The following is a 12,423-nucleotide window of genomic DNA, read 5'->3' as shown; positions in this document are numbered from 1 at the left end:
CAGCATCACGCGATGGATGGCCAGGCAGGACCGGGGGTTCTACTGATTCAGTGCGCGATGCAGACCGATTTGGTCTCGGTAAAGTTTTCCACTGCGCCGCGGCCGAATTCGCGGCCGATGCCGGACTGCTTGAAACCGCCAAACGGCAGGCTGGGGTCGAGTGGAATATGGCTGTTGACCCACACCGTGCCGGCCTGGATTTGCGGCACGATATGCATGGCAGCGGACAGGTCGTTGGTCCACAGGCTGGCAGCCAGGCCATAGCGCGAGTCATTGGCCATGGCAACGGCTTCTTCGATGCTGTCAAAAGGCAGCGCCACCAGCACTGGCCCGAATACCTCTTCCTGCACGATGGTGCTGTGCTGTGCCGCATTGATCATGATGGTGGGCTTGACGAAGTAACCCGGCAGATCGGCCGCGCCGCCGCCTGCCAGAATGCTGGCACCTTCGCTGCGACCCGCCTCGATCAGCCGGCACACCGATTGCTGCTGCCGTGCCGACACCAGCGGATTGACCTGGGCGTTCAGGTCCAGCCCGCTGCCCAGCGTCATGCTGTTGGCGGCGGCAGCCAGCCCCTCGACCACCTGGTTGAATTTGCTGCGATGGATGTACAGGCGCGAGGCCGCAGCGCACACCTGGCCCTGATTGAGAAAACCGCCCATCAAGGCCCCCTGGATGGCTTTGTCGACATCGATGTCGCCCAGCATGATCATGGGGTTTTTGCCACCCAGTTCCAGCGAGAAACGGGTCATGTTATCGATGGCAGCATGGCCAACGGTCTTGCCGATTTCGGTAGAGCCGGTAAAGGAAATCTTGCTGACCAGCGGGTGAGCCGCCAGCGCCTGGCCGGCGCGGGAACCACGCCCGGTCAACACATTCACCACTCCAGGCGGGATGCCGGCTTCCAGCGCCAGCTCGCCCAGGCGCAGGGCGGTCAGCGGGGTTTCAGTGGAGGGTTTGAGCACCACGGTACAGCCAGCCGCCAAGGCCGGCACCATCTTCCAGATGGCAATCATCAGCGGGAAATTCCACGGCACAATGCCGGCCACCACGCCAATAGGCTCGCGGCGGGTATAGGCGGTGTAATGGGTGCCGGGCGGTACCGGAATCGACACATCCATGGTTTCGCCACCAAGCTTGGTGGCCCAGCCGGCCATATAGCGGACAAATTCGATGGCCGCGCCCACTTCGATGGCGCGTGAAATATGGATGGACTTGCCCTGGTTCAGCGTTTCCAGCTGGGCCAGTTCCTCGGCATGGGCCTCCAGCACATCGGCCAGCTTCAGCAGAATGCGCTCGCGGTCAGCCGGGCGCAGGCCGGACCACACGCCAGAGCGAAAGGCGCGATGGGCGCTCTGCACCACGGCATCCACATCCTGTTCATTGCCATCCGCCACACTGGCAATCACCTGCCCTGTTGCCGGATTACGCACCTCGCTGCGCTGGCCGGACAAGGCCGTAACAGCACGGCCATCAATCAACAAACCATGTTCCTTCTGCATGAATGCTGTGACATGCGGCAATACTGCCACCAGGTTTTGATCCATCACGCTTTACTCCTCAGTAGATGTGCCAATCGCAGCGGCCAGGCCAGCGCTCGCGGCAATGTGTTCTGATGTCCCCTTGGCGCCGCCCTAGCAGGCGTCCTCCCGAGGTATCTTGTTGCAGGTCAATATACGCGGCACTTTTTCGTGGGCTTATCCCAAATCGGCAAAGCCTGCACCGACCTCTACTGAAAGACAGGCCGGATGGGTGAGCTTGAAAAACGGCTGCCTTGTTGCAGAGATGAAACAAGCAGCACGGCAACGCAAGCCTTGCCAGACAAGGCTTGGATTGGTGCGGCATCCGCTGCGCCCTGCCAAATTAGATAATATGTTAAGTATTTTTTGCGGGTAGCAGACAAATCCCTGAAGATACGAAGGCAGGCCGAATTTGCTTTAAGCTGTTCGGCACGCCAAACCGGCAGGAGCGACACCAAGATGCCGCCCGCCATGTCCGCCCAGCGGTCAGCCATCACTAAGAAACGCCAATAGAGAAATGGAGTGGCCGGGCCCGCCCCGCCGCCCGAGAGACAATGCTTCAGGAGGTCCACCATGCTGGCCGAAATCCGTCATTTCAACGATGCACAGCACCATGCCGCCCATCTGCCCGGCTGGCAACAGGTTTACGACCAGATCAGCAGCGGCCGCTTTTGCAGCTCGCTATCGCTGTTGAACACCGGCCATCTGGAGGTGTTTCGCGAAGTGCTCAACCAGCGCGTGGTGCAATATGGCCGTGCGCCAGCCAACATGGTGCACTTTGCCATCCCCATTCACGCCCCGCTGCCACTCACCCTGCAAGGGCGCTCGGTAGGCAGCCATGCCATTACCGCCTTGCGCAGCAATGAAGAATTCATCATGCACGTGCCACCAGCGGTGGACTCCATCCAGCTGTCGGTGCGCAACGAAGACCTGGCTGCACTGGCTCCGGAGTTTTACCAGCAGCTATCGGGCAAACGCCACTGGCAGCCGGTGATACAGGTGCGGCCGGAGCAATTGGCCACGACCCGCAGCACCTTGCTTGGCGTGTTCGAACAGGCGCTGGAAAACCCCGACCTGCTGGAGTTTGCCGGCAGCCAGAAACTGGTGCAGCACCAGTTGATCAGCCTGCTGCTGGACATGCTGCATGACAGTGTGCCGGAGCAGCGGCTGAATCTGACCTATGCCACGCATAGCGATATTGTGCGGCGCAGCCAGGCCATCGTGATGGATAGCAGCGACGAGCCGGTCACCGTGCTCGACCTGTGCCAGCAATTGCGCATCAGCCGGCGCACCCTGCAAAACAGTTTTCAGCTGATTGCCAACACCACGCCGGTGGATTATCTGCGCTCGATCCGGCTCAACGCAGTGCGGCGCATGCTGCTGTCGCCCGAGTATGCTGCCAGGGGCATACGTGAAGCGGCCGGGTACTGGGGCTTTTACCATCTGGGCCACTTTGCCCGTGACTACCGCAAGCTGTTTTGCGAGTTGCCATCAGACACCCGCAGCCGCGGCTTGTTGCAATAGCTAGGCATCAGCTATTGCAGCGGCGGTAGTCGCTGGGTTTGAGTCCGGTTTCACGCAGGAAAAAGCGCGAGAAGTAAGCCGGGTCCTTGAAGCCCAGGTGATAGGCAATCTCGTTGACCGAGCTGGCGGAAAAAATCAGCAGTCGCCGGGCTTCCTGCAGCAGGCGGTCGTGAATCAGCCGCTTGGAAGGCAGGTCCGCCATGCGCCGGCATATGTCATTCAGCCGCGACTCGGTCACTCCCATGGCTTCGCCATAGCGCCATAGCGACCAGTGCTCACGGTAATGTTGTTCGATCAGCGCATTGAAGCGGTGGAAGATTTGCAGATCTTCGCGGCGAAAGTGCGCGGTAGGCCCGGCATGCTGCGACAAGCGCAGGGCTGCTACCAGAATCAGCTGAGTCAGGCCCTGCATGGCCGCCTCCCTCCCCCGCCCCTCGCCCATGAACTCCTCGCTTAGCAGCCCCAGCAGCAAGGGCAGACGCTGGGCTGCCACCTCATCTTGCAGTTCGACGCAGGCCGGCTGCATCAACCATGGCTCCAGTTGCGGTGCAGGCAAGGTGTGCAAGAGCTGGCGCACCAGTTCCTGCCTGACCGTCAGCACAAAACCTTCGGCATCCGTCTCGGTGATAAAGGCATGCGGCACCGTGGGCGGGGTAAAGAAAAACAGCGGGGCCCGCGCCAGGTATTGCTGCTCTTCCAAATACAGGCGTATCTGCCCGCTGGCCAGATAATGCAGCTGGAAAAAGCGGTCGTGCCGATGCACCGGCATATTGCGGCCAAAGAATTCCGCCAGTTTGCCAAAGGCTTCGATATTGATGTCCGACTCGCCATAGCGGCTGTCATACACCTTGCCGATGTCGATATTGGGTATCGGTGTACGCCTGTTCTGCCCCATGTCCACTCCAGTGCATCGTTGTGCTGAAAATACTACAGCCATCCGACCATGTCGGCTTTTGTACAGCCAGCATTTGCCACCGACACCAACATGAAAATTTAATCCATTTATTTTCATCAACTTAACTGAAAAACCCAGCATCAACCAGGCTTAAGCTATCAGCTAGTACTATCCATATATTCATGGAAAGTACAATTGTTCGTCCAGAAAGTACTGCTTCACTGCCGGCATAGTGGCAGTCAGGGCAGCGGCTGGCCGGGTGGCTGCGTTGACAAACCCGTTAGCGCAACCGTATAAAGTTAACATATTAAATAAATGGCCGGCAGTCGCAGGCCATGCCCACGACAAGGAAGAGACCGATGAAGCAAGGCCGCATCGTGCTGGACCAGCAAGCCCGCCGCGTGACGCCGCTGGCCGCTGGCAAGCTACTGCTGGACAACGGCAACCCACTGGCGGACCAGCCGCAATGGCTGGCACCCGTTACCGGCACCGTCTATGGCGTGGCACTGAACCACCGCAGCCTGCTGGACAAGCTGGAAGCCGACTTCCAGCAGCCGCCCTACCAGAAAGCCCCGGCCACACCGGTGCTGTTCATCAAGCCGCGCAATACCCACGCCGGCCACGGCAGCACCATCGCCCTGCCCACCCAGGCGGGCAAGGTGTTTGCCGGTGGTGCGCTGGGCGTGGTGATTGGCAAGGTAGCCAGCAAGGTGGAGGTCGAGCAGGCACTGGAGGTGGTAGCTGGCTACACCGTGGTGAATGAAATCAGCCTGGAAGAAAGCAGCTTTTACCGCCCGGCCGTCAAGGCCAAGTGCCGTGACGGCTTCTGCCCGATGGGGCCGTGGCTGGTGGATGCTGCCGCCCTCGACCCGCTGAACGTGGAAATCCGCAGCTACCTGAACGGCCAGCTGGCCGAAACCAACCACAGCCGCGACTGGCTGCGCAGCGTGCCGCAGCTGATTGCCGCCCTCAGCCAGTTCATGACCTTGCAGCCGGGTGACCTGATCATCCCCGCCACCCCGCTGCGTCAATTGGAAATCCGCCCCGGCGACACCGTAGCCGTGGAAATCGACAGTATCGGCCGCCTGGAAAACCGCTTGATCGCCGAGGAGAGCGCCCAATGAAACACGCCCGCATCCGCCTGCCCGGCGAGGCAGAGATTCATGCCGTACTGGTGAATGACGACCACTCGGTACAACTGGCCGATGGCCGCCGCCTGGCCGAAGACGCTGTCGAGTGGCTGCCACCAGCCGAAGGCACAGTATTCGCGCTGGGGCTGAACTATGCCGACCACGCCGCCGAACTGGCGTTCAAGGCCCCGACCGAGCCGCTGGTTTTCCTGAAGTCACCGGCAACGCTCACCGGCCACCGTCAAGTATCGGTACGTCCGGACAATTTGCTGTACATGCATTACGAATGCGAGCTGGTGGTGATCATCGGCAAGACCGCCAAAAACGTGAAACGTGAGCAGGCCATGGACTATGTGGCTGGCTACAGCGTGTGCAACGACTACGCGGTGCGCGACTACCTTGAAAACTACTACCGCCCCAATCTGCGGGTGAAAAACCGCGACACCCTCACCCCGATCGGCCCCTGGTGGGTAGACCGTGACGAAGTGGCCAACCCGGCCAGCCTCACCCTGCGCACCTGGGTGAATGGCGAGCTGCGCCAGCAGGGCAACACCAGCGACATGGTGTTCGACATTCCTTACCTGATCGAATACCTCAGCAGCTTCATGACCCTGTCCCCCGGCGACATGATCGCCACCGGCACCCCGGAAGGGCTGGCCGACGTGGTGCCGGGCGATGAGGTGATTGTCGAGGTGGAAGGGGTGGGCCGGCTGGTCAACCACATTGTCAGCGAGGCGCAATACGCCGAACGTCAGGCTCAAACCGTGTGAAACATTACCCGGCGCAGCCTTGTAGCAGCTGCGCACGCACAGGAGAACACAAGATGATCAAGCACTGGATCAACGGCCGCGAGGTCGAAAGCAAGGAAGTCTTTGAAACCGTCAACCCGGCCACCGGCGAAGTGATTACCGAAGTCGCCTCCGGCGGTGCCGACGAAATCAACGCCGCCGTGGCCGCCGCCAAGGAAGCCTTCCCCAAGTGGGCCGGCACCCCGGCCAAGGAGCGCGCCAAGATCATGCGCCGTCTGGGCGAGCTGATCGACCAGAACGTGCCCATGCTGGCCGAGCTGGAAACGCTGGACACCGGCCTGCCGATTCACCAGACCAAAAACGTGCTGATTCCGCGTGCCTCGCACAACTTCGACTTCTTCGCCGAAGTGTGTACCCGCATGAACGGCCACAGCTACCCGGTGGACGACAGCATGCTCAATTACACGCTGTACCAGCCGGTGGGCGTATGCGGCCTGGTGTCGCCGTGGAATGTGCCCTTCATGACCGCCACCTGGAAAACCGCGCCCTGCCTGGCGCTGGGCAATACCGCGGTGCTGAAAATGTCCGAGCTGTCGCCGCTCACGGCAAACGAACTGGGCCGGCTGGCGCTGGAAGCCGGTGTACCGCCCGGCGTGTTCAACGTGGTACAGGGCTATGGTGCCACCGCAGGGGATGCGCTGGTACGCCATCCGGATGTGCGCGCCGTGTCGTTTACCGGCGGCACCGCCACCGGCCAGCGCATCATGCAGAATGCCGGGCTGAAGAAGTTTTCCATGGAGCTGGGCGGCAAATCACCAGTCCTGATTTTTGCCGATGCCGATCTGGACCGCGCCCTGGACGCTGCGCTGTTCACCATTTTCTCGCTCAATGGCGAACGCTGTACCGCCGGCAGCCGCATCTTTATCCAGCGCCCGGTATACGACAAGTTTGTCGAGGAATTCGCTGCCCGCGCCAAGCGCCTGCGGGTTGGTGATCCGCAAGACCCGACCACCCAGGTCGGCTCCATGATCACCCCGCAGCACTACGACAAGGTCACCGGCTACATCCGCATCGGCATGGAAGAAGGTGCCCGGCTGGTGGCTGGTGGTCTGGAACGCCCGGCCGGCCTGCCCGCGCACCTGGCGCGTGGCAACTTTATCCAACCCACGGTGTTTGCCGACGTGGACAACCGCATGCGCATTGCCCAGGAAGAAATCTTCGGCCCAGTGGTATGCCTGATGCCGTTTGACGACGAGGCCGATGCGCTGCGGCTGGCTAACGATGTGGAATACGGCCTGGCGTCCTACATCTGGACCCAGGACATCGGCAAGGCCCACCGTCTGGCGCGTGGCATCGAGGCTGGCATGGTGTTCATCAACAGCCAGAATGTACGCGACCTGCGTCAGCCCTTTGGTGGCGTGAAGGCCTCCGGCACCGGGCGCGAAGGCGGCGAGTACAGCTTCGAGGTATTTGCCGAAATCAAGAACGTCTGCATCTCGATGGGTAGCCACCACATTCCGCGCTGGGGCCTGTGAACTTATCGCTACTAACAAAAACCCTGCTGCGGCGTTGCGCCTCCTAGCCGTACTACTTGTACTGTCTGCGTCGGCGCGCCTTACATCAGGGGCGCTGCGCTATTTTGTTAGCAGCTCTTAAGACAACAGTAAGACAACAGATGGCCAGGGCGCCACAGAACGCCCGGCCTCTTGGCAGTGGCACACATCAGCCCCACCGCCCTCACGACTACAAAGGAGACACACCATGGGACAACTCGCCCTGGCGGCCAAGATCACGCACGTGCCGTCGATGTATTTATCCGAACTGCCCGGCCAGCATCAGGGCTGCCGTCAGGCCGCCATCGACGGCCACAAGGAAATCGGCCGCCGCTGCCGCGAGCTGGGCGTGGACACCATCGTGGTGTTCGACACCCACTGGCTGGTGAATTCCGGCTATCACGTCAACTGCGCGCCGGCCTTCGAGGGCATCTATACCTCGAACGAACTGCCGCACTTCATCAAGAACCTGCCCTATGCCTATGCCGGCAATCCGCAACTGGGCAAGCTGCTGGCCGATGCCGCCACCGCGGCCGGGGTACACACCCGCGCTCACGATGCCACCACGCTGGCGCTGGAATACGGCACGCTGGTGCCGATGCGCTACATGAATGCCGACCAGCATTTCAAGGTGGTATCGGTCTCCGCCATGTGCACGGTACACAGCCTGGCCGATAGTGCCCGCCTGGGCATGGCCATGCGCCAGGCCGTTGAAGAACAGTACGACGGCAAGGTGGCCTTCCTCGCCAGCGGCTCGCTGTCGCACCGCTTTGCCCAGAACGGCGTGGCCGAGCAATACCTGCACAAGGTGTGGAGCCCCTTCCTGGAAAGCTTCGACCATGAGGTGGTAGCCATGTGGCAGCGCGGCGACTGGAAAACCTTTTGCGCCATGTTGCCGGAGTATGCGGAAAAGTGTCATGGCGAAGGCTTCATGCACGACACCGCCATGCTGCTGGGCACATTGGGCTGGGATGAATACCAGGGCAAGGCCGAGGTGATCACCCCTTACTTTGGCAGCTCGGGCACCGGCCAGATCAACGTGGTACTGCCGGTCTGATTTATCGTCCACCGCCAGCGGCCCGGTCTTGAACGGGCCGCTGGCATTGCCCTGGAGAATGCCATGCCGCACTTCATCGTCGAATGTACCGACAATATTCGTGAGCAAGCCGACCTGCCTGCCCTGTTCGAAAAAGCCCACGCCTACCTGATTGGCACCGGTTTGTATCCGGTAGCCGGCATCCGCAGCCGTGCCATCTGGCTGGACACCTGGCGCATGGCCGATGGCGAGGCTGACTACGCCTTTGTCCACATGAGCCTGAAAATCGGCCACGGCCGCACTTTTGAAGAGCGCGAGCGCACCGCGCAGGGCTTGTTTGCACTGATCAAGGAACACTTCGCGCCGCTGTTTGATGCCCGCTATCTGGCGCTCACCTTCGAACTGAGCGAACTGGATGCCCAGCTCAGCTACAAGCACAACAACGTCCACCAGCGTTTCAAGTAGCCGGCCCATGCACTCTGTCCACAATCCGCAGCAGCAGATGCGGCTGATCGTGCTGCTGGGGGTACTGGTGGCTTTTGGCCCGCTGTCCATCGACATGTATCTGCCGGCCTTGCCCGCCATCGCGGCTGATCTGGCCGCACCGGTGGCGCGCATCCAGCTGACCATTGGCGGTTTTCTGGCTGGCTTTTGCGGCGGCATGTTGCTGTACGGCCCGCTATCCGACCGCTATGGCCGGCGGCCAGTGCTGCTGACCGGCCTCAGCCTGTATCTGGCCGCCAGCCTGGCTTGCGCTGCGGCGCAAACGGCAGAACAGCTGATTGCCCTGCGCGTGCTGCAGGCCATGGGCGGTGGGGCGGCCACGGTGATGGCGCGCGCCATCGTGCGTGATGCCTTCCCGCTGAGCCAGGCCAGCCACGTACTGTCGCTGATGCAGCAGATCACCATGATTGCCCCGCTGCTGGCCCCACTGCTGGGCGGCTGGCTGTTATTGCTGGCCGGCTGGCGCAGCCTGTTCGTGTTGCTGGCACTGCTAGGTGGCTGCTGCCTGGCCGTAGTCGTACTACGTTTGCCGGAAAGCTACCCGGCCAGTGCCCGCGGCAACATCAGCCTGAGCGCAGCCTTCCGCGCCTACGGCCACTTGCTGGCCGAACCGCGCACGCTGGGCTACAGCCTGGCGCTGGGTATGACTTTTGGTGCCATGTTTGCCTATATCACCGGCTCGCCCTTTGTCTACATCGAATACTTCGGCGTGGCCGCACAGCATTACGGCTATCTGTTCGGGCTGAACATTATCGCCATCGTGCTGTTCAGCCTGCTCAACCGCCACCTGCTGCGCAGGCACAACGTCGACTCCCTGCTGCAATGGCAATGCGCCATCGTCGCCGTGGCCGGCATCGTGCTGTGGCTGGCCGGCGGGCACAGCCTGTGGCTGACGGTGCTGCCGCTGCTGTTCAGCGTGGGCATGACCGGCAGCATTGGCCCCAATGCCATGGCGCGGCTGCTGCAGCTGCATGCCAACCGTGCGGGTGCGGCCATGGCACTGGCGGTATCCGGCCAGTTTGGCTGCGGCATGCTGGCCAGCGCCTTGGTGGCCAGCATGTTCGATGGCAGCCCGCGCGCCATGAACCTGCTGGTAATGGCCTGCGGCCTGGCCGCATGGCTGTGCCTGCAATTAATCCGCCTTCCCCTGAGGCAGAAATGAACCCCATGCAAAGCGAACCTCTTTCCCTACTACGCGAGCAAGCCTATATCAATGGCCAGTGGTTGTCCGGCCAGACACGGTCTGCCGTGTGCAATCCGGCCAGTGGCCAGCTGTTGGCCGAAGTAGCCGATCTGGATGCGCAGGACACCCGCGCCGCCATTGCCGCAGCCCATGCTGCCCTGCCCGCCTGGCAAGCACTCAGCGCCAAGCAGCGCGCCACCATACTGCTACGCTGGCACGCGCTGATCCTGCAACACCAGCAACAACTGGCCGATCTGATCAGCCAGGAACAAGGCAAACCGCTGGCCGAGAGCCTGGGCGAAATCGCCTATGGAGCCAGCTATCTCGAGTGGTTTGCCGAGGAAGGCAAACGCGCCTATGGCGAGGTAATTCCCAGCCCCTTTGCCGACAAACGCCTGCTCACCATCCGCCAGGGCATCGGCGTAGTGGCCGCCATCACGCCATGGAATTTCCCGCATGCCATGATTACCCGCAAGGTGGCCCCGGCATTGGCGGCGGGCTGCAGCGTGGTGCTGAAACCGGCGGCAGAAACGCCCCTGTCTGCACTGGCACTGGCTGCACTGGCCGAGCAGGCTGGCCTGCCGGCCGGGGTGTTCAATGTGGTCACCGGCACCGATGCCGCAGCCATCGGCGGCGAACTGACCGCCAGCCCGCAGGTGCGCAAACTCAGCTTCACCGGCTCCACCGCCGTGGGCAAATTGCTGATGCGCCAGTGTGCCGACACGGTGAAAAAACTGGGGCTGGAACTGGGCGGCAATGCCCCCTTCATCGTATTCGACGATGCCGACCTGGATGCTGCGGTACAGGGCGCGCTATTTGCCAAGTTCCGCAACAGCGGCCAGACCTGCGTCTGCGCCAACCGCCTGCTGGTACAGGACAGCATCTACACAGCCTTTGCCGAGAAGCTCGCCACTGCGGTGGCTGCACTGCAGGTTGGCCCGGCCAGCGAACCCGGTATGCAGCAAGGTCCACTGATCAGCCCGGCGGCGGTGGCCAAGGTGCAGCGCCACATCGCCAACGCGGTCAGCCTGGGGGCGAAGGTACTGACCGGCGGTGCAGCACATGCACGCGGGGGCCACTTCTTCCAGCCCACGGTGCTGGCCGACGTGACCGAACAGATGCAGGTGGCACAGGAAGAAACCTTTGGCCCGCTGGCCCCGCTGATCCGCTTTCACGACGAGGCCGAAGCCATTCGCCTGGCCAATAGCGGCGAATCCGGCCTGGCAGCCTATTTCTACAGCCGCGATATCGGCCGCTGCTGGCGCGTGGCGGAAGCCATCGAAGCCGGCATGGTCGGCATCAACGAAGGCGCCATTTCCACCGAAGTGGCCCCCTTTGGCGGCATCAAGCAATCCGGACTGGGACGTGAGGGATCACGCCATGGGCTGGAGGATTTCATGGAAATCAAATACCTGTGCTTTGGCGGCCTCGCCAACAAGGAGACATCATGCTGACACCAGACATCATCCAGGACACTGCCCGCCGCCTGCATCAGGCCGAACAGCAACGCGAGCAAATCCGCCAGATTTCACTGGACTACCCCGACATCACCATCGAGGATGCCTATGCCATCCAGCGCCGCTGGGTGGAGATGAAGCTGGCCGAGGGCCGCACCATCAAGGGCCACAAGATCGGCCTGACTTCGCGTGCCATGCAGATGTCGTCGCAGATCAACGAACCGGACTACGGCACCCTGCTGGACGACATGTTCTTCAACGACGGTAGCGATATCCCCACCAGCCGCTTTATCGTGCCACGGGTGGAAGTGGAGCTGGCCTTCATCCTGGGCAAGGAGCTGAAAGGCCCGAACATCACCCTGTTCGATGTCTACCAGGCCACTGATTTTGTCATCCCGGCACTGGAAATCATCGACGCCCGCAGCCAATCCATCGACCCGGCCTCCGGCCGGCCGCGCAAGGTGTTCGACACCATTTCCGACAATGCCGCCAATGCCGGCGTGGTGATGGGCGGCCGCCCGGTCAAGCCGTCGGAGCTGGACCTGCGCTGGGTCTCCGCGTTGATGTACCGCAACGGCGTGATCGAGGAATCCGGGGTAGCGGCGGCGGTGCTAAACCACCCGGCTAACGGCGTGGCCTGGCTGGCCAACAAGCTGGCACCGTTTGATGTCAGCCTCCAGCCCGGTCAGGTGATTCTGGGTGGCTCCTTCACTCGTCCGGTGCCGGCCCGCGCTGGCGATACCTTCCATGTGGACTATGGCCCGCTGGGTGCCATCAGCTGCCGCTTTGTTTAGATCAGCGAACAAAAACCCTGCTGCTGCGTTGCGCCTCCTGGCCGTACACCTTGTACTGTCTGCGTCGGCGCGCCTTGC

12 protein-coding genes are annotated in these 12,423 nt (G+C 61.9%); 9 read left to right on the top strand and 3 right to left on the bottom strand.

Annotation, left to right across the window (positions count from 1 at the left end; translation table 11 throughout):
* Nucleotides 1-47: 47 nt before the first annotated feature.
* Both H2Z84_RS19755 and H2Z84_RS19750 read right to left on the bottom strand, forming a co-directional pair.
* Nucleotides 48-1,547: an aldehyde dehydrogenase family protein gene (locus tag H2Z84_RS19755; RefSeq protein WP_181837642.1), complete on the bottom strand. Its 1,500-nt coding sequence runs from the start codon at nt 1,545-1,547 to the stop codon at nt 48-50.
* 182 nt (nt 1,548-1,729) lie between these two features.
* On the bottom strand, nt 1,730-2,095 hold the full coding sequence (locus tag H2Z84_RS19750) for a hypothetical protein (protein ID WP_181837506.1): 366 nt from the start codon (nt 2,093-2,095) through the stop codon (nt 1,730-1,732).
* Between H2Z84_RS19750 and H2Z84_RS19745 the strand changes: the two genes are divergently transcribed.
* Nucleotides 2,094-3,044 (top strand): helix-turn-helix domain-containing protein, encoded by a 951-nt coding sequence (locus H2Z84_RS19745; protein WP_181837505.1) that lies wholly within the window; start codon nt 2,094-2,096, stop codon nt 3,042-3,044. The genes H2Z84_RS19750 and H2Z84_RS19745 overlap by 2 nt on opposite strands.
* Nucleotides 3,045-3,051: 7 nt before the next feature.
* Here the strand turns inward: H2Z84_RS19745 and hpaA are convergent, their stop codons facing one another.
* A complete protein-coding gene (gene hpaA / locus H2Z84_RS19740; protein ID WP_181837504.1) occupies nt 3,052-3,939 on the bottom strand; it encodes a 4-hydroxyphenylacetate catabolism regulatory protein HpaA in 888 nt (295 codons plus the stop codon).
* 359 nt (nt 3,940-4,298) lie between these two features.
* Between hpaA and H2Z84_RS19735 the strand changes: the two genes are divergently transcribed.
* From H2Z84_RS19735 to hpaH, 8 genes are all read left to right on the top strand, one after another.
* On the top strand, nt 4,299-5,063 hold the full coding sequence (locus H2Z84_RS19735; protein WP_181837503.1) for a fumarylacetoacetate hydrolase family protein: 765 nt from the start codon (nt 4,299-4,301) through the stop codon (nt 5,061-5,063).
* Nucleotides 5,060-5,839 (top strand): fumarylacetoacetate hydrolase family protein, encoded by a 780-nt coding sequence (locus H2Z84_RS19730; RefSeq protein ID WP_181837502.1) that lies wholly within the window; start codon nt 5,060-5,062, stop codon nt 5,837-5,839. The genes H2Z84_RS19735 and H2Z84_RS19730 overlap by 4 nt, the downstream gene beginning before the upstream one ends.
* Before the next feature lie 53 nt (nt 5,840-5,892).
* Nucleotides 5,893-7,353 carry a 5-carboxymethyl-2-hydroxymuconate semialdehyde dehydrogenase gene (gene hpaE / locus H2Z84_RS19725; protein WP_181837501.1) on the top strand — a complete coding sequence of 487 codons (1,461 nt, stop codon included), beginning with the start codon at nt 5,893-5,895 and terminating at the stop codon, nt 7,351-7,353.
* Between the two features lie 226 nt (nt 7,354-7,579).
* Nucleotides 7,580-8,428, top strand: a complete 849-nt coding sequence (gene hpaD / locus H2Z84_RS19720) for a 3,4-dihydroxyphenylacetate 2,3-dioxygenase (RefSeq protein WP_181837500.1) — start codon at nt 7,580-7,582, stop codon at nt 8,426-8,428.
* Between the two features lie 63 nt (nt 8,429-8,491).
* Nucleotides 8,492-8,872: a 5-carboxymethyl-2-hydroxymuconate Delta-isomerase gene (locus H2Z84_RS19715; protein ID WP_181837499.1), complete on the top strand. Its 381-nt coding sequence runs from the start codon at nt 8,492-8,494 to the stop codon at nt 8,870-8,872.
* Between the two features lie 7 nt (nt 8,873-8,879).
* Complete coding sequence (locus tag H2Z84_RS19710; protein WP_181837498.1) at nt 8,880-10,073, top strand: Bcr/CflA family multidrug efflux MFS transporter; 1,194 nt, start codon at nt 8,880-8,882, stop codon at nt 10,071-10,073.
* A gap of 5 nt (nt 10,074-10,078) precedes the next feature.
* On the top strand, nt 10,079-11,548 hold the full coding sequence (locus H2Z84_RS19705; protein ID WP_181837497.1) for an NAD-dependent succinate-semialdehyde dehydrogenase: 1,470 nt from the start codon (nt 10,079-10,081) through the stop codon (nt 11,546-11,548).
* Complete coding sequence (hpaH, locus tag H2Z84_RS19700) at nt 11,542-12,345, top strand: 2-oxo-hept-4-ene-1,7-dioate hydratase (RefSeq protein ID WP_181837496.1); 804 nt, start codon at nt 11,542-11,544, stop codon at nt 12,343-12,345. The genes H2Z84_RS19705 and hpaH overlap by 7 nt, the downstream gene beginning before the upstream one ends.
* The last annotated feature ends 78 nt before the right edge of the window (nt 12,346-12,423 follow it).

The organism is Aquitalea aquatica, assembly GCF_013911085.1.
Taxonomy (GTDB): Bacteria; Pseudomonadota; Gammaproteobacteria; order Burkholderiales; family Chromobacteriaceae; genus Aquitalea; species Aquitalea aquatica.
The sequence above is the reverse complement of the archived record's forward strand: the minus strand, read 5'-3'. Positions and strand labels throughout refer to the sequence as shown.

Coding starts and splice junctions, on each gene's coding strand:
- H2Z84_RS19755 (WP_181837642.1), bottom strand. CDS start 1,547: ATGGATCAAAACCTGGTGGCAGTATTGCCGCATGTCACAGCATTCATG.
- H2Z84_RS19745 (WP_181837505.1), top strand. CDS start 2,094: ATGCTGGCCGAAATCCGTCATTTCAACGATGCACAGCACCATGCCGCC.
- H2Z84_RS19750 (WP_181837506.1), bottom strand. CDS start 2,095: ATGGTGGACCTCCTGAAGCATTGTCTCTCGGGCGGCGGGGCGGGCCCG.
- hpaA (WP_181837504.1), bottom strand. CDS start 3,939: ATGGGGCAGAACAGGCGTACACCGATACCCAATATCGACATCGGCAAG.
- H2Z84_RS19735 (WP_181837503.1), top strand. CDS start 4,299: ATGAAGCAAGGCCGCATCGTGCTGGACCAGCAAGCCCGCCGCGTGACG.
- H2Z84_RS19730 (WP_181837502.1), top strand. CDS start 5,060: ATGAAACACGCCCGCATCCGCCTGCCCGGCGAGGCAGAGATTCATGCC.
- hpaE (WP_181837501.1), top strand. CDS start 5,893: ATGATCAAGCACTGGATCAACGGCCGCGAGGTCGAAAGCAAGGAAGTC.
- hpaD (WP_181837500.1), top strand. CDS start 7,580: ATGGGACAACTCGCCCTGGCGGCCAAGATCACGCACGTGCCGTCGATG.
- H2Z84_RS19715 (WP_181837499.1), top strand. CDS start 8,492: ATGCCGCACTTCATCGTCGAATGTACCGACAATATTCGTGAGCAAGCC.
- H2Z84_RS19710 (WP_181837498.1), top strand. CDS start 8,880: ATGCACTCTGTCCACAATCCGCAGCAGCAGATGCGGCTGATCGTGCTG.
- H2Z84_RS19705 (WP_181837497.1), top strand. CDS start 10,079: ATGCAAAGCGAACCTCTTTCCCTACTACGCGAGCAAGCCTATATCAAT.
- hpaH (WP_181837496.1), top strand. CDS start 11,542: ATGCTGACACCAGACATCATCCAGGACACTGCCCGCCGCCTGCATCAG.